Genomic DNA, 16,469 nt, shown 5'->3' with positions numbered 1-16,469 from the left:
GGGGCCTGGCTCCCCGCCGAGCGCGATTGATGAACTCTCAGCCCTTCAACGACTGGAAGCTGGTCAGCCTCTCGCCCCTGCCCGTGTGGGCGATGGTCCTGTTGGGCGTGGGGCTCGTGCTGGGCATCGCCCTGGCGGCCTGGGGCGTGCGCCGCGAGCCCTCGCGCCTGCGCAAGGTGCTGCTCTGGGTGCTGCGCGTGGGCGCCGGGGTGGCCGCGCTCTTCTTCCTGCTGGAGCCCGGCATCCGTCACCTGCAGGTGGCGCGGATGAAGAACCGGGTGGCGGTGCTGGTGGACCGCTCGGCCTCCATGAGCTTCCCGGGCGAGCCGGGAGGGCCCACGCGCTCGGCGATGGTGGGCACCTTCCTGGAGAAGGCGGCTCCGGCGCTGGCGGCGATGCAGGACCGCTTCACGGTGGAATTGTACGGGTTCGATCCGGAACTGGCACCCGTGACTCCGGCCGTGCTGCAGAACGAGCCGCCGCGGGCGGGCACCACGGACATCCTCTCGGCGCTGCGCTCGGTGGGCGCGGGCTCGCAGGGCGCGCGGAAGCTGTCCGGGGTGCTGCTCTTCAGTGACGGCGCGGACAACGCGGAGCTGGCGGCGGGCGTGGTGGGCAAGGCGCGCTCGGCGCTGAAGGACCTGAATGTGCCGGTGTCCACCTTCGTGGTGGGCCAGGAGGCCCTCAAGGATCTGGCGGTGGAGGGGCTGAAGGTGGACGACTTCGCCTTCGTTCGCAACTCGCTCACCGTGGAGGTGGAGATCCACGGCCGGGGCTTCTCCGGCAAGGACATCCCCGTGGTGCTCAGCCAGGAGGGCAAGACGGTGGCGAGCAAGACGGTGCACCTGGGCTCGTCGGATGACGTGCAGCAGGTGGCGTTCACGTTCACGCCGGACCAGACGGGGCGCTTCGTCTACACCGTTACGGTGCCCACCTTCCCGGACGAGGCGGTGAGCGACAACAACACGCGCTCCTTCACGCTGAAGGTGATCCGGGACCGCGTGCGCGTGCTGCTGGTGGTGGGGCGGCCCTCGTGGGACGAGCGCTTCCTGCGAGGCCTGCTGCGCCAGGACGCGAACGTGGACATGGTGTCCTTCTACATCCTTCGGACGATGTCGGACGATCCGGGCGTGGTGAGCCAGGAGCGCGAGCTGTCGCTGATCCCTTTCCCCATGGAGGAGATCTTCGACACGAAGCTGGACACGTTCGACGTCGTGATCTTCCAGAACTTCGGGTACGCGGATCCGTCGCTGGCCATCACCGAGTACGAGCGCAACCTGGAGCGCTACGTCTTCAACGGTGGCGCCATCGTGATGATCGGCGGAGACAGCGTGCTGGGCGAGGGCCGCGCGGCGATGCCCACGCTGATGGAGGCACTGCCGGTGGAAGCTGCGGGGCCGGCCAATCCGGAGCCCTTCAAGGCTCGTCTGACGCCGGACGGCCTGCGGCATCCGGTGACGGCGCTGGGCACGGGCGTGTCGAGCACGGAGGCGGCGTGGGCGGAGCTGCCGGCCATTCCGGGCATCAACTCGACGCGGGCGCGGCCGGGGGCCACGGTGCTGGTGGACCACCCCTTCCACCTGGTGGACGGGAAGAACGCGCCGCTGGTGGCCGTGTGGGACTACGGGCGGGGCCGGGCGATGACGGTGGCCACGGACGGCAGCTGGTACTGGGCCTTCACCTCGCACAAGGGCGGCTCGCCGAACCGGACCTATGACCGCTTCTGGAGCAATGCGCTGCGCTGGCTGGTGAGGGATCCGGACCTGACGACGCTGAAGGTGACGGCGGATCCGCCCTCGGTGGAGCCGGGCAGACCGGTGGGCGTGGTGGTGTCGGCGCGGACGGCGGACTACCAGGCGGCGCAGGACGCGCAGGTGCGGGTGGAGCTGTTCTCGGTGGCTACGCAGAAGCCGGTGGCGGTGCAGACGGGGACGACGGGGCCGGACGGCGTGGTACGGCTGGAGTTCCCGCCTCCGGCGCCGGGCCCGTACAAGCTGCTGGCCACGGCGAAGAAGGGCGAGACGGATCTGGGCCAGGGCGAGGACGCGGTGGCGGTGCGCGCGGTGGGGCCGGAGCTGTCGGACGCCTCGGTGCGGCCAGAGCTGATGGAGCAGATCGCCAAGGTGACGGGCGGCAAGGCGTACCGGCTGCTGCAGGAGAGCGCGATGCCGGAGGTGCCGCTGCTGGATCCACCCGTGGTGGAGGTGGGCCGGGCGAAGGATCAGCCCCTGTGGGATCGCTGGTACTACCTGGTGGTGCTGGTGGCGCTGGCGGGCACCGAATGGTTCCTGCGTCGTCGGTTCGGCTACGTGTGACACGGCAGCTCGACCGTGAAGGTCGAGCCCTCATCTGGCTGGGTCTTCACGTGGACCGTGCCTCCCAGCGCCTCCACGATGCTCCGCACGATGTAGAGCCCGAGCCCGAAGCCCCCGTAGTGCCGTGTCGACACCGCGCGCTCGAAGCGCTCGAACACGTGGGGCAGACGCTCGGGCGGAATCCCGATGCCGTGATCCTCCACCACGAGGCGCGCCATGCCGTCCCTGCGTGCCACGGCGAGGGTGACAGGCTTGCCCGCACCGAACTTCAGGGCGTTGTCGAGCAGGTTGGCGACCACCTGCTCCAGCCTGCTGCGATCCCATATCCCCACGACGGGCTCGGGGGCGCGGAGCCCCACCTGCGACCCGCTCTGCGCGATGCGCGCGGCGAAGTACTCCACCACCTCATGCGCCACCGCTGACAGGTCGACCTGTTCGCGCTGGAGGTCGAGGTACCCCGCGTGAAGCCGAGAGACTTCGAGCAGTTCGTTGACCAGATGCAGGAGCCGATCGAGCTGCTTCTCCGTCGTCCGGAGGACCTTGCCGAGGTGCTGCTCGGGGAGGTGCTCGTGCCTTCGAAAGAAGGCCTGGAGGGTGAACCTCATCGTGGTGATCGGGGTCTTCAGCTCGTGGGCGGCGATTCCGAGGAACTCCTCGCGGACGCGGATCCCCTCCTGGGCTTCCTGGTAGAGCCGCGCGTTGTCGACGGCCATCGCGGCGCGGCGGGCCAGCTCCTCGGCGAAGGTGACATCCGACGGCCCGTAGGCGCGCCGCGCGTTGGAGGAGCCCACGGTGATCGCTCCCAGTGTCCTGCCACGAGCGATCAGGGGCACGGCGATGAAGCTGCGCGTCGCGAGTTCTCGGACGAGCCGGGCGTTCTCGGCATCCCGGGAGTGGGTGACGACCAGGCTCTCGGTGAGCTGCGGCACGAGGACCGGCTGCCCGGAGAGCATGGCGCGGACCGACGGCTGGGGTGAGCTCCAGTCAGGCGCGGCCCGCTCCTCGAGCGCGCGGAGCACCCAGGCCTTCGTGGGATCTGAGTGGTTCCACGCCACGCGGCGGATCTTCCCCGTCTCCTCGACGACATCGATGATGCACCACTCCGCGACCGTCGGGACGATGAGCCCCGTGAGGCTCCGCAGTGTCGTGGGGTAATCGAGCGATTCGGCGAGCACCTTGCTCACGTTGGCCAGGAAGCGGACGGTTTCCTCCGCACGCGTTCGCTCCTCGACCTCCACCTTGAGCTTCTCGAAGAGCAGGCTGTTCTCGAGCGCGATGGCGATCTCGGCGGACAGGAGCTCCAGCACCCGCACTCGCTCCTGCGTGAAGGCGTGGGTCGTCAGATCGTTCTCGAACAAGAACGTGCCGAGCAGGGACTCCTTTCGCTGGATGGGGAGCACGAGGACCGATTTCACATGGCCCTGGGCCAGGGAGGGCTCGGACACGAAGGCCGGATCCCCGGATGCATCGTCGAGGACGAGGAGCTTCCGTGACCTGCGGACGTGCTCGATGAGCCTGCGAGGGAGCTGCTTCGCTCCGGCGAGGGGGATCCGCTCGGTGGTCGCGGTCTCCCCAGCCCGCGCGATCGCCCGGACGAACGGCCCGCCCTCCTCCTCGAAGACGAGCACGCCCCGCTCGGCTCCTGCGGCCTGGATGCAGACTTCCATCAGCTTTCCGAGGAGGCGGGTGAGCACGATCTCGCTCGAGATGGTCTCCGCCGCCTTGAGCAGGCTGAGTGCATCGAGCGCGACTCGATGAGCGCTCTCCACCGGGACGCCCAGGCCTGGAAGTCCTCCACCCAGGGCGAATTCGTCATCGAGAGCGCGGGCCTTGCCCAATGCTCCCCAGCGAGCCCAGCCTTGCATGGCCGAGCGGAGGTAGAGCTCCGCGACGCGGCGCCGGCCGAGCGCGCGGTACAGGCGCCCACAGAGCTCGTTGCCCAGGGCCTCATCCTGAAGGAATCCCAGCTTCGCCGCCGCCTCGATGGCCTCATCGTAGAGGCCGGCGGCATCGAGGAAGCGTCCCTCCAGCCGGGCGAGCTCCGCCTCCACGAGGAGGCACTTGTGGCGCGTATTCTCGGCACAGCCCTCCCCTCGTTGCTGGAGGCCGTGTTTCAGGCTCTCCACGCGGGTCAGCAGCTCCGCCCGCTCCTCGGTCTTGGCACCCTCGCAGAGCACGAGCAGGGTCAGCGCCATGAGGAACGTGCCTTCGATGAAGTAGACGTAGCCCACCAGGGGGTGGAGCTGGCCGTGTAGGATCTCGGACCAGGTGCGAGCCGCAGCGAAGTCGCGGAACAGGTACGTGCTCTGGAGGCGGAGGATGCTGTACCGGTACTGCGTCGTCTTGTTGTTCCGGGTGGCGGCGAGGAATGCCTGCTCGTCGAAGTCGGCATCATCGAAGCAGCTCCGGCCCCGCGTGAGCCCCTTGAGGCAGCGAATCGCCTGACGGTAGGTGGTGAGATAGAGGAGCGTCCCCTGGCTGCCGACCCTGCGGCAGAACGACATGCCTTCATCGAGCTCCGCGAGGATCCGATCCAGCTCCCGGCCCGAGGCGAAGGAGGTGAGAAAGACCTGCGAGAGGGCATAGGAGGCGGTCCTGAACTCACCGGTTCGGGACGCCAGCATGAAGGCATGCGAGGCATCGGCCACGCAGGAGGCGAGCGGCTGTCGCCACGGACAGAGGTACGCATGGATGCCGAGGGCTTCGGCCTCACGCCCGGTGTCGCCGTGTTTTCGAGCCAGCGCCAGGGCGAGACAGATGAACCCCTCGGCCTCCACGAGTTCGCCCGTGACCGCCAGGAAGAAGGAATAGGTGGCATACGCCGTGGTGGCATGAACGCTCTGGCCGTGCTCGAGGGCGAAGCGGATGGTCCTGGCTGTCACGAGGGCATAGATACCGGGCTCGAAGAAGTAGGTCGCCGGTAGCATGATCGAGAGCAGCTTCGCGCAGGCTCCTTCCTCGGCGGTGGATACCCCTGGCGCGTCGAGCAGCTCTAGCGGGGCGCGACTCGCGAGCAGTGTCCGGATGGCCGCGCGCTCCGATTTCAGAGCACGGTCGGGATCCTCCAGGGGCAGCTCCACGCCCAAGGCTCGCAAGGTCTCGCTTCCCCCTTGGAACGCCGTCCTGAAGTCTCCCGAGGTCGTCGCGCTCATGATGTGGATGCCATGGAGCTCCGCCTTCTCGAGCAGTGAGATGGCATGGCGGAGCCCCTCTTCGACCAGCGTGCCGCACAGCGGATGATCCCCCGTCAAATAGGCGCACTCGGCCGCGTCGCGGTGGAGCGAGAACGCCAGCTCGTGGTGCGCCTCCCATGCTCCCCGCGGGAGGAGGAGGATCCCCATCCGGAAGTAGGCGAGCGCCGGCCCGTAGGCCGCGGAGCTCCGGGCCCTGTTGCCAGCGCGATGGTTCATTCGAGCGAGGTCGATCCGCTCATCCTGGGTGAGCAGCTCCGCGCCCAGGTTGAGCTGGTCGGCGATGTCGAACAACTCCACCGAGAGCTCTTCGTCGCGCCGGGACCCGAGCAGGGCGCGGCCGATTCTCAGGTGGAGCTCCTTGCGCCGGTCCTCCGAGAGGAGCGTGTACGCTGCATGCTGCACACGGTCGTGGACGAAGCGGAAGCCGAGCTGACCCTTGGGGCCGGATGCGTCATCGGGAACGAGCAGCCCCTCTCGCAGTGCCTCGCCCAGCCGCGTGGTGGCCTCGTCGACCGGTCTGCCCCACACGGCCGCCAGCAAGGAGAGTTCCACGCGCTTGCCAACGCATGCGGCGATCTGCAGGAGCTGTTGCGCCTCCCCGGACAATCCGCGGATGACCGTCGTCATCAGCTCGACCACGTTCTCGGTGATCCCGACCCGCTCGAGCCGGCGCAGATCCCATGTCCACGTGCCCTGTGACTCCTCGAAGACGAGCAGCCCGTCGCGCTGCAGTGAGCGCAGGATTTGCTGGATGAAGAAGGGATTGCCAGCGGTCTTGGAAGAGATCAACTCCGCGAGGGGTCTTGCTCGCTCCGGTTCGCAGCGGAGGACGTCGGCGAGGAGCGCCACCAGCGCTTCGAGACTCAGGGGACCGAGGTCCAGCCGCGTGACAGCGGCGCCCACTCGCTGGAACTCATCGAGCGTGCGCGTCAGGGCGTGCGCGGAGTCGACCTGCCGAGGGCGGAACGCACCGAGCAGCAGCAGGTTCCGGTTCTCCACGTCCAGGACGAGCGAGCGCAAGACTCGCAGGGACGCCGCGTCGGCCCATTGCAGATCATCCAGGAACATCACGAGGGGACGGCTCGCGGCCACGGCCCTCACGAACACCCGGAGCGTGAGGTGGAAGCGCGTCTCCCGCTCCGCGGGGCTGGGCGGGAGAACCTCTGGCATGTCACCGAAGATGTCTTGCAGCTCTGGGACGAGCTCCGTCAGCACGCGGCCGCTCAGGCCTACCGCCTCGCGGATCCGCTGGAGCTCTTGCGCTCGGAGTTCCTCGGGCTCGGACAGGAGCGAGCGGGCCAGGGCGCGGAGTGCCTCCAGGACCGACGCATACGGCACGTTGGCCGCGCGCAGGTCGAACTTTCCCGAGACGAAGCGTCCTCCCTGGGTGACGGCCTCGTCTCGCACGGCCTCGACGAGCGCTGTTTTGCCCACGCCCGCCTCTCCCGCCACGAGTACGAGCTCGGAGCCCTGGCTCGAGACGCGGGCGAAGGCCTTGAGGAGGAGGGCGAGCTCGTCCTCGCGCCCATACAGGCGCTTGGGCAGCGGCAGTTCCCGGGCGAGGTCGAGCCGGCCCAGCTCGAAGGGTTCGATGGTCCGGGACGCGAGCCATTGCCGCCGTGCCTCGCGTAGATCAGAGGCAAGGGACTCCGCGCTCTGGTAGCGCCGCTCCGGCATCTTCGCGAGCAGCTTCTGCACGATGGCGGAGAGCAGGGGTGGCACGCGCGGGTTGACGATCGAGGCTGACACCGGCAGGCGGGCCAGGTGCGCGTGGATGAGTTCGAGGGGATCCGCCGAACGGAAGGGCGGTGCGCCCGCGAGCATCGCGTAGAGCGTGACTCCCAGGGAGTAGAGGTCCGAGCGCCAATCGACGAGCCGGTTCATTCGCCCCGTCTGCTCGGGGGAGATCCATGCCAGCCGGTGAGCTGACTCGATGTCGAGCGGTCCGGGAATGCTGGTGAGCGTGGAGGCGTCACTGAAGTGGACGAGGGTGACCTTCCCTGCGCTCCCAAGGACCACGCGAGCGGGAGAGAGCGCTCTGTGGACGACACCCCTGGCGTGGATCAGCGTGCAGGTGTCCGCGAGCGCGAGCGCGATATCGAGGAAGGCATCGAGAGGAAAGGGCCCGGCCCGGAGCCGCTGCTCGGCATCCTCGCCTCCGGCGTCCTCGAGCACGAGTGTCGGGAGCTCCTTCGGTCCTTCGAGCGCGAGTGGCCGCACGACGCCGGGCACGTCCAACCTGCGCAGCACGGCATGCTCGTGATGCATCAGGGCGGCCGCGTGCGGGGACGGGATCCACTCGCGGAGGGACTTGAGCACGACCGCGGCTCCATCCCTCGTCGTCCTGCGAAGCACGAAGTGCCGACACCGGTGAATCTCGAGCAGTTCGTCTGGCATCGCACACTCCCCCCAAGGATGTGCTCTCCTGACTGTTTGCGGCCTGGCACCCGGAGCGCAAGCGGAGGGGCAGGCCTCGGGCCCACCCTTGGCCGCCTGGCCGGTTCTGGTCGGTGTGGCTACTTGGAGACGATGCCGCAGGCGATGCGGCCGCCCGCATCACCGGCCGGATCCGTCTTGTAGTCGTCCGCCTTGGCATGCACGACGACCGCCGAGCCGTCCGCGTCCAGCAACGACTGCGTGGTGAGGCCATCGTTGGCGAAGAACTCGAATTGGACCTTGCCGTCCTGGCCGGCGACGAGGTTGGGCAGATCGCCCTCGTGCTTGCCCCCCGGGGACAGCATGCCGTGGGTCTTCTTGCTCGGGTTGAAGTGGCCTCCGGCAGTCTTGAACTCGGGGGCCTCGCACTTGCCCGTCTCGTGGATGTGGATGGCGTGCGTGCCCGCGGGCAGGTTGGAGAGGCTGCCCTTGATGAGGACGCCATGGGGCGTCTGCTCGAGCGTTACATCGCCCACCGGCTGGCCCTTGGCATCCTTGAGCGAGGCCTTGAGCGTCTCGGAGGGCTTGGCCTCCTGGGGAGGGGTCGCCGGCTTCTCATCCTTCTTCGCCGCATCGACAGTCTTCTCGCGGACGGCTCCGGGAGTGGCCTTCTGGGCAAGCGAGGGAGCGGCGAAGGCGAGGGTGGCAACGGCGAGCAGGGTAGGTGATTTCATTCGGGGGCCTCGTGTTGGAGTAGGTGAAGCGCAGCGGGCTGCACACTAACCACGGTTGAAGCCACCCGCTCGCATGGAAGTGCGCTCCTGCTCGTGGCTCAACAGCAGCTGGGAACAGGCTCAGCGCGGCGGTATCGGCACGGACACCACGCGCGAGGCGCCGAACACGGGCGCCCAGTGCTCCTGCACCTCCGGACCGTTGAGGAAGCGGACGAGCTCGTGGAAGACGTGCAGCGGGCCGCCCAGGTGCTCGGCCCAGGCAAGCCCTCGGGGGGAGAGGTTGGGCACGAGCGGTCCCAACTCCTCCACGGAGCGCACATTGCGAGCCACGGAGAGCCCCTCCTCGCGGATCCGCTGTGGCACCAGGAGCGGGGCGAAGCGGGCATGGCGGTGATCGTGGACGCAACCTTCCTCTTCGAGCAGGGCCGCTGAGAGCGGAAGCTCGCGCACGTTGAAGAGGAGCTTCACGGCGCCCAGGTGCGGATCATACGGCCCCCGCAGGCGGTGATCGCCCCGAGGGATGAGCCGCCGATCCAGGTAGCAGTAGGCGCGGGCCTCGGGAGGCAGGGAGCCTCGGTGGCGGGCACCGGCGTAGCGGAAGAAGGGGCGCACCTGGGACAGCTCCACGCGCAAGGGGGGCCCGTGTTTCAGCGCTTGGAGTTTGGGGAGGAGCGTGGAGGGAATGCCGTGGGCTCGTGCGAAGGCAGGGAGCCCACGCGGCGGAGTCCGGGCGAAGTGGCGCAGGCGCTCGATCAGCCGCTGCGGATCCTCGTCGACGAGCAGCTCATCGAATCGGGTCTTCAGTCCGGGGAAGCTCACGGGGACGAGTGTGGTGAGGGGTTCACCCTGGGCCCTCCAGCGCGAGTCGAGCGTTGCGGCCTCTCCAGGCGTGGGGGCGAGGCGCCACTCGGGGGCCTCAGGGGTGAAGCTGAGGTGCTTGCCCTCTCGTTCGAATGAGGGAGGCCTGGCGCGGCCGGGGAGGGAACTCCAGACCGTGATGCAGGTGCGCACCTGGGTTCCACTGAAGGCCCCAGAGCCCAGATCCACCACGGCGTGGAGCCGCAGCGTGCCCAGCAGGGCCTGGCGCAGCGGGGCATAGAGGAAGGCGTCGAGCAGGCTGGAGGGGGTGATGAAGGCGAGCACGCCTGGGCGCGTGGAGAGCCGGTGCGCCGCGAGCAGGAGGAAGAAGGCGAAGTCGTCGCGCAGGCTCGTTCCACGAGGTAGGGCGAGCGGCATGAGCGAGCGAAGGCGGGCCCAGGCCGCACGATCCTTCAGGAGGGCGGAGGTGCCGTTGTAGGGAGGGTTGCCTACCCACAGCTCGCGGTGGCCCGAGGGAATACGCGCCAGCAGGGGTGCCAGCCCACCACGCAGCGCGTCACCCACGTGCACCTCCGCGCTGGGGACACGGGCCTGGCAGAGGCGGGCGACTTCGGGCAGCAGCTCGAGCCCACACAGGTGGGCTTCCGGTCTCATCCGTGCCGCGGCGGCAAGGAAGGCGCCCGCGCCGCAGGCTGGGTCCACCACGGTGAGGGGCCCGTCCTGCAGGTGCGTGAGCGCGAGTCTCAGCGTGCGTTCCACCAGCGGCGCGGGGGTATAGAAGGCCCCCAGGGCGCGCCGGTCGATCTCCGGGAACTGATGAACGAGCGCCTCCTCATCGAGTTCGAGCGGCGCGAGACGTGCACGGGGCATCCAGGACCCATCCTAGCGGTCGCCGGGAGTCGATTCCGATCTCTCGTTTGTTCTTGCACCTTTCGCTGCCGTGCTAAGCACGGTTTCTCCGCGCTTCGACTGCCGCGATTCGCGGTGGGGGGATGAACATGCAGAGAACGTCTCGTGTCGCGCTCCTGGGAGTCCTGGTCCTCACTCTGGGGGCCTGTTCTTCGGAGTTCCCGGAGGGCGAGCCTCCGGACAGTGTTGCCACACAGCAAGCCGGACTGACGGGCCCATGCGCGGGCAACACGTCCTTCCAGGTGGGCTCGGGCATCTACGACATCACCGGCCCGGCGGCGGAGCTGGGGATGATGGGCTACGCGATGGTGGACCAGAAGACGGCGGGCATCCACCAGCGGCTGCGCGCGCGGGCCTTCGTCATCGCCTCGCCGTGTAACGGCAAGCGCGTGGCGTTCGTCAGCGCGGACCTGGGGCAGATCTTCCAGGGCGTGAAGCAGCAGGTGGTGGAGCGGCTGCAGGCGCGCTACGGCACGGTCTACTCGGACGCGAACGTGCTGCTGAGCGCCACGCACACGCACAGCGGGCCGGGAGGCTTCTCGCACTACGCGCTCTACAACCTGACGATCCTCGGTTACGACCAGCAGAACTTCGAGGCCATCGTGGACGGCATCGTCCAGGCCATCGTCCGGGCGCACACCAACCTGGTGCCCGGCTCCATCCGCATCAACTCGGGGGACCTGCTCAACACGAGCACCAACCGTTCACCGGAGGCGTACCAGCTCAACCCCGCCACCGAGCGCAGCCAGTTCGCCTACGACACGGACAAGAAGATGACGTTGCTGCGGATGCAGGGCACGGATGGAACAGAGGTGGGTGAGCTCAACTGGTTCGCCGTGCACGGCACGTCCATGGGCAACGACAACCGGCTCATCAGCGGAGACAACAAGGGTTACGCCTCCTACCTCTTCGAGAAGGCCAAGGGGGCGGACTACCTGGCCTCCAAGACGTTCGTGGCCGCCTTCGCCCAGAGCAACGAGGGAGACGTGACGCCCAACATCTACGGCGGCACCAACGGCGGCGGCGCCAACGACATCGAGAGCACGGAGCTCTCCGGCAGCAAGCAGTACACTCTGGCGAAGTCCCTCTATGATGGTGCATCCACGCTGCTCACGGGCGCGGTGGACTACCGGCACACGCACGTGAAGATGGACGCGGTGCAGGTGGCACCGCAGTACGGAGGGGGCACGGCGCGCACCACGTGCACGGCGGCCATTGGCATCTCGATGCTCGCAGGTGCCGAGGACGGACCGGGCTACGGCAGCGAGGGCGCAAGCTGCGCGCAGATCCACGACTTGTGGAGCGCCTTCACCTGCGCGGTGACGACCAAGCCCTGCCAGGGCGAGAAGCCCATCGTGCTGGAGATGGGGAGCATGACGCCGTACCCGTGGACGCCCGAGGTGTTGCCGCTGCAGGTGGTGACGCTGGGGAACCTGGCGCTGGTGGCGGTGCCCTTCGAGATGACGACGATGTCGGGCCGGCGGCTGCGCCAGGCCGTGCTGACGCAGCTGGCTCCTATCGGCGTGGACCAGGTGGTCATCGCGGGGCTCTCCAACGCGTACGCGGGCTACCTGGCCACGCGCGAGGAGTACGCGAAGCAGGACTACGAGGGCGCCTCGACGCACTTCGGGCCGTGGACACTGGGCGCGGTGCAGCAGGAGACGGAGAAGCTGGCGGCGGCGCTGCGCGATGGCACCTCGGTGCCGGCGGGCCCCACGCCTCGGGATCTGCGCAACGAGCAGACGACGCTGCAGACGGGCGTGGTGTTCGACGACAAGCTGCTCTGGGTGGACTTCGGCAGCGTGGTGACGAACGCCAACGCCTCGTACACGCGAGGGCAGACGGTGACGGTGAAGTTCTGGGGCGGCCACCCGAAGAACAACCTGCACAGGCAGGGCTCGTTCCTGCAGGTGCAGCGCAAGTCCGGCTCTTCGTGGGTGACGGTGGCGTACGACTGGGACTGGGAGACCAAATATCTTTGGGAGCGCAACAATTGCGTGCCCACGCTGGCGTGCTCGCACGTGACGATCGAGTGGAAGATCCCCTCCACCGCGACGCCCGGCACCTATCGCATCCGGCATGACGGCGACTGGAAGTCGGGCTGGGATGGGCTTATCCGCCCCTATACGGGGTACTCGCGCGAGTTCACGGTGAATTGAGAAAGTTGAATGCAGGATGTCCCTGTGCGTCAGTAGGGACAGATACCCCCAACAAGGAAGCAGCCATGAGGGCTCTCGCCCTTTCCGTTGTGATGCTGATGTCCGCCGCCGCCGCGGCCCAGACCGCCCCGACCCAAGCTCTCCAGCGCCAGCCTCCCCCCGGCCAGGCTACCGGCCCCGCGCAGCCCTCCACCCCCGTTCCCGGCTACAACAACGGCCCCGCGTACGGCTATGACGACTGGGAGGTTCCCCAGGGCTTCCGCCGCCAGGGCGTGCTGGTGGTCGTCGAGCGTGAGCAGATCATCGATCGGCTGGCCCGGATGGAGGAGCAGTTGGGCAGGGCCCTGGAGCGCGCGGATCGCAACAACAGCCGTGACAGCCGGGACCTGCGTGACGCTCTGAGCAAGGTGCGCGCGGAGATGAATGGAGTCCGTGCGGACGTTTCCAATGCCCCGGACCTGCGCGTCTTCCGTCGGCGGTCCACTCCTCCTCCTCCTCCCCCCGCTCCGGTCCCGGTGGCGCAGCCGATCTCCGAGGGCCAGCTCCAGCAACTGCTGAACGCCATCAACAAGGAGTCGTTTGGGGATGGCAAGCTCCGGGTGCTCGAGTCCGCGTCCCCGACCCAGTTCTTCCTGGTGTCCCAGGTGCAGAAGATCCTCCAGCGCTTCTCCTTCGGTGACGACAAGCTGGATGCGGTGCGCACCCTCTGGCCGCGAGTCCTCGACCGCGAGAACGGGTACCAGCTCTACGGCTCGTTCAACTTCCAGGGTGAGAAGGACAAGCTGCGCGACATCATCGGCAGATAGCGGTCTGGCCGAGCCGTGGCCGAGCGGGTACACCTAGACGGGTGTCCAGCTCGGCCGCGGCGATCCCCCCGGAACTCGGGGGCCGCAGTGGACCGTACGGATTGTGACCAATGAATGACTCTGTAGATGCTGGTCCGTCCGTGGGGGTTCCACTAAAACCCGGAGTATGACTACGGAGCGTACTCCCTACGTCCCCAAAGGCTTTCCCTTCGTCGGAGTCCTGCTTCGCCTCCGGCGCGATCCTCTGGGGACATTCACCCAACTGGCGCGAGAGCACTCCGGGCTGGTGCAGTTGAGGAAGAACTGGTTCTTCGTCTCCTCTCCCGCGGACGTGCAACGCGTCCTGGCGGGCCCCGTGCCCTACACCAAAGGGGCATTCTCCAAGGCCGTGTCCAGCAACACCGTGGATCCGCTCCAGGAGGCTTTGGGCGAGGGGCTCCTCACCAGCGAGGGCGATGCCTGGAAGCGGCAGCGGCGGCTGTCTCAGCCCGCCTACCACAAGCAGCGGCTGCGGACGCTGGTCCCGGCCATGGTGGGAGCCGCGCAATCCCTGGTCGACCGATGGGCAGTCCCCGCTCAGCGCGGTGAGAGCATCGATGCCGTGGAGGAGATGCGCAGGGTCGGTCTGGACACCATGGGACGTACGCTCTTCTCGGTCCCCATCGGAGGGGATGCCGATGAGTTCGGCTCGGCACTCGGCGAGAGCGTGGTGATCACCAACGAGAAGTTCTGGTCACTGATCCCCAACTTCGCCTGGTTGCCCACGGCCAGGAATCGCCACTGGCGAAAGCTGATGGACACGATCAACTCGGGTGTCCACCAGCGCATCCAGCAACGCCAGAAGGACTCCTCCGAGTACTCGGACATGCTCTCCATCTACATGAGTGTCCGGGATGAGCAGACGGGCGAAGGGATGAGCGAGAAGCAGTTGCGCGACGAGATGATGACGCTGCTGATCGCGGGGCACGACTCGACCGCGCAGGCGCTGTGCTGGACGCTCCATCTGCTCGCGGAGTACCCCGAGGCCCAGCAGCGGGTTCGCGCGGAGGTGAAAGAGGTGCTGGGAGACCGTCCGCCCACGGCGGAGGATCTCCCCCGCCTGGCTTACACGCTCCGGGTCATCCACGAGTCGATGCGGCTGTATCCCCCCGCCTGGTTGCTGGTACGCAGCCCCACCCAGGATGACGTCATCGATGGGTGCCACGTGCCTGCGCGCTCGGTCGTGTTGTCCTGCCCCTTCGTGACGCACCGGCGCCCGGATCTCTGGGAGGACCCCGACCGCTTCGATCCCGACCGCTTCACCGCGGAGCGCTCGACGTCACGCCCGAGGTACGCCTACTTCCCCTTCGGGGGCGGAGGGCGTCAGTGCATTGGTAACACCTTCGCCCTGCAGGAGATGCAGATCATCCTCGCGCTGGTGGTGCAGCGCTACCAGCTCACGAGCATGCCGGGGCACCCCGTGGAACTGCAGGCGGCGCTCACCCTCCGGCCCAAGAATGCCCTCCGGGTGAAGGTGTCGGCGAACGCCGCCTGATGGGCTCTGGGGGGCACCTGCCCCCCTCCTTCAGCGGCCCAGGAAGAGCTCGCTGCGGATGAAGGGCATGTCGGCGGTGAGCCCCTGCTCCCGGCAGTAGTCGAGCAGCTTGCGGGACTCGATGAGCTGCGGAGACGTCTCGGTGTAGCCCATCACCATCACGTGGCTCAGCCAGGGCTCGCGTCCCATGGCGTAGACGTACACGTGCTTGGGATGCAGCCGCTTGACGATCTCGATGCCCCGCTCGCCGTTCGAGCCATTGAGCCGGCGCGACTGGTCCATCTTGCGCTGCAGCGGGGTGTGCAGCAGAGGCCCGTACATCCAGCTCATCGGCGCGCCCTCGCTCTCCATGCCGAGGAACAGGGCATCGATCTTCCCCACCACCCGCTGAACATGATCGTAAACGCGGGGCTCGATGGCGTTCGAGTCCGCGGCCATCAGCATGGACTGGCCCTGGAGCCGGATCAGGTGGGCCGTCTTGGCGCGGATGTTGAGATCGCCGTGCTCACCGAGGAAGGGCAACCCCGTCAGTGAGCCTCCTGGGATCTCGAGGGAGTCCAGATCCTCGATCTCGATCACGCGGGGGAAGCCCACGTTGCGCAGCAGCAGCTTCAGGGAGGGATCCGCCAGGGAGCCACCGGTGCTGCGCGGCACGATGATCGTGCCAATACGGCCGCGCAAGGGAATCAGCGTCTCCAGCATGAGGTGATCGGCGTGGCCGTGGGTGATCAGGACATAGTCAATCCGCTCCGGCAGATCCGCATGGGTGAAGCGAGGAAGATCCGTGGGGAAGTCGTAGCTGACCACGGGATCCGTGAGGATGCTCACGTCCTTCGACTCGATGAGCAGGCAGGCATGGCCGAAATAGCGCAGCCGGACGCCCTCTCCGTCGTAGCGGGGAGCCGCGCGCGGCGGCTCCTCCGTGAAGAAGGTGGAGAATGTCTTCTCGTCCGCCGCGCCGATGCCCAGCTTCTCGCGGATGGCATCCACAGAGCCCGGCTGCTTGCGCATGGCGAACAGCGCATCCACGCCCTCGTGGCGGAACGGGAGGTGCAGGTGAATGCCGCCGTCCGTGTCCAGTCGCGGAGTGCTGAAGATGTAGGAGCGCGCGTCCTTGTCGATGGTCCGCAGCAGCATGCTCTGCGAGGACTCGCGGTAGTGGGGGCTGTGGTACAGCAGCGGCTCGATGAAGCGGGCGGTCGCGCGGTTGTTCAGATCGTACGTCAGCTCCACGTAGCCGCGGAGGATGTCGGGGACCTTCGGATAGAGGCTCTCGAGGGAGTGGCCCGTGGACGCCAGGAGCATCTTGTCCAACTCCGCCAGCGCTTCCACGAACTGGTACGAGGCGGCCTGCTCCTTTTGCGTCTTCTCCAGGAGGAGTTTGACTTCGTTGGCCCTGTCCGCGGGGTAGTTGATGTAGGGCCCGCCCATGAGAGCTGGGTTCTTCAGCGCCGCGACGTGAATATCCGGGGCAGCCACGAAGGACTGCATGATCCGCGTGTGCAGTTGCGCCACGAACATGGGCGCCGTCTGGGGAGGGATCAGGTACCACCACGCGTACCACTGATTGTAGAGGGGCTCCAACGCGACGTTCTGCTTCAGATACATGGGCTGCGGCATGAC

The 16,469-nt window shown here is 67.7% G+C and carries 8 protein-coding genes; 4 read left to right on the top strand and 4 right to left on the bottom strand.

Annotated elements, in window-relative coordinates; all coding sequences use genetic code 11:
• Positions 1-29 precede the first annotated feature (29 nt).
• Positions 30-2,315 carry a glutamine amidotransferase gene (locus KY501_RS16590; RefSeq protein ID WP_224364099.1) on the top strand — a complete coding sequence of 762 codons (2,286 nt, stop codon included), beginning with the start codon at positions 30-32 and terminating at the stop codon, positions 2,313-2,315.
• On the opposite strand, the gene KY501_RS16585 is transcribed toward KY501_RS16590, so the two are convergent.
• From KY501_RS16585 to KY501_RS16575, 3 genes are all read right to left on the bottom strand, one after another.
• Positions 2,306-7,906, bottom strand: a complete 5,601-nt coding sequence (locus tag KY501_RS16585; RefSeq protein WP_224364097.1) for a sensor histidine kinase — start codon at positions 7,904-7,906, stop codon at positions 2,306-2,308. The genes KY501_RS16590 and KY501_RS16585 overlap by 10 nt on opposite strands.
• Before the next feature lie 119 nt (positions 7,907-8,025).
• Positions 8,026-8,619, bottom strand: a complete 594-nt coding sequence (locus KY501_RS16580) for a superoxide dismutase family protein (protein WP_224364095.1) — start codon at positions 8,617-8,619, stop codon at positions 8,026-8,028.
• Positions 8,620-8,739: 120 nt separating this feature from the next.
• Positions 8,740-10,308: an N-6 DNA methylase gene (locus tag KY501_RS16575; RefSeq protein WP_224364093.1), complete on the bottom strand. Its 1,569-nt coding sequence runs from the start codon at positions 10,306-10,308 to the stop codon at positions 8,740-8,742.
• A 128-nt stretch (positions 10,309-10,436) separates the two neighbouring features.
• On the opposite strand from KY501_RS16575, the gene KY501_RS16570 reads away from it, so the two are divergent.
• From KY501_RS16570 to KY501_RS16560, 3 genes are all read left to right on the top strand, one after another.
• Positions 10,437-12,506 (top strand): neutral/alkaline ceramidase, encoded by a 2,070-nt coding sequence (locus KY501_RS16570; protein WP_224364091.1) that lies wholly within the window; start codon positions 10,437-10,439, stop codon positions 12,504-12,506.
• Positions 12,507-12,571: 65 nt separating this feature from the next.
• Positions 12,572-13,312 carry a proline and serine-rich protein 1 family protein gene (locus KY501_RS16565; protein ID WP_224364090.1) on the top strand — a complete coding sequence of 247 codons (741 nt, stop codon included), beginning with the start codon at positions 12,572-12,574 and terminating at the stop codon, positions 13,310-13,312.
• 166 nt (positions 13,313-13,478) lie between these two features.
• Positions 13,479-14,846, top strand: coding sequence for a cytochrome P450 (locus KY501_RS16560; protein ID WP_224364089.1), 1,368 nt, complete (start codon positions 13,479-13,481; stop codon positions 14,844-14,846).
• A 30-nt stretch (positions 14,847-14,876) separates the two neighbouring features.
• On the opposite strand, the gene KY501_RS16555 is transcribed toward KY501_RS16560, so the two are convergent.
• Positions 14,877-16,466: an MBL fold metallo-hydrolase gene (locus KY501_RS16555; RefSeq protein WP_224364088.1), complete on the bottom strand. Its 1,590-nt coding sequence runs from the start codon at positions 16,464-16,466 to the stop codon at positions 14,877-14,879.
• Between the last annotated feature and the right edge of the window lie 3 nt (positions 16,467-16,469).

It is taken from the genome of Hyalangium versicolor (genome assembly GCF_020103695.1).
Lineage (GTDB): Bacteria > Myxococcota > Myxococcia > Myxococcales > Myxococcaceae > Hyalangium > Hyalangium versicolor.
This window is presented reverse-complemented; position numbering and strand designations above follow the sequence as displayed.

What these genes read in the sequence shown, in the direction of transcription:
- KY501_RS16590 (WP_224364099.1), top strand. Translation starts at nt 30, where the DNA reads ATGAACTCTCAGCCCTTCAACGACTGGAAGCTGGTCAGCCTCTCGCCC.
- KY501_RS16585 (WP_224364097.1), bottom strand. Translation starts at nt 7,906, where the DNA reads ATGCCAGACGAACTGCTCGAGATTCACCGGTGTCGGCACTTCGTGCTT.
- KY501_RS16580 (WP_224364095.1), bottom strand. Translation starts at nt 8,619, where the DNA reads ATGAAATCACCTACCCTGCTCGCCGTTGCCACCCTCGCCTTCGCCGCT.
- KY501_RS16575 (WP_224364093.1), bottom strand. Translation starts at nt 10,308, where the DNA reads ATGCCCCGTGCACGTCTCGCGCCGCTCGAACTCGATGAGGAGGCGCTC.
- KY501_RS16570 (WP_224364091.1), top strand. Translation starts at nt 10,437, where the DNA reads ATGCAGAGAACGTCTCGTGTCGCGCTCCTGGGAGTCCTGGTCCTCACT.
- KY501_RS16565 (WP_224364090.1), top strand. Translation starts at nt 12,572, where the DNA reads ATGAGGGCTCTCGCCCTTTCCGTTGTGATGCTGATGTCCGCCGCCGCC.
- KY501_RS16560 (WP_224364089.1), top strand. Translation starts at nt 13,479, where the DNA reads ATGACTACGGAGCGTACTCCCTACGTCCCCAAAGGCTTTCCCTTCGTC.
- KY501_RS16555 (WP_224364088.1), bottom strand. Translation starts at nt 16,466, where the DNA reads ATGCCGCAGCCCATGTATCTGAAGCAGAACGTCGCGTTGGAGCCCCTC.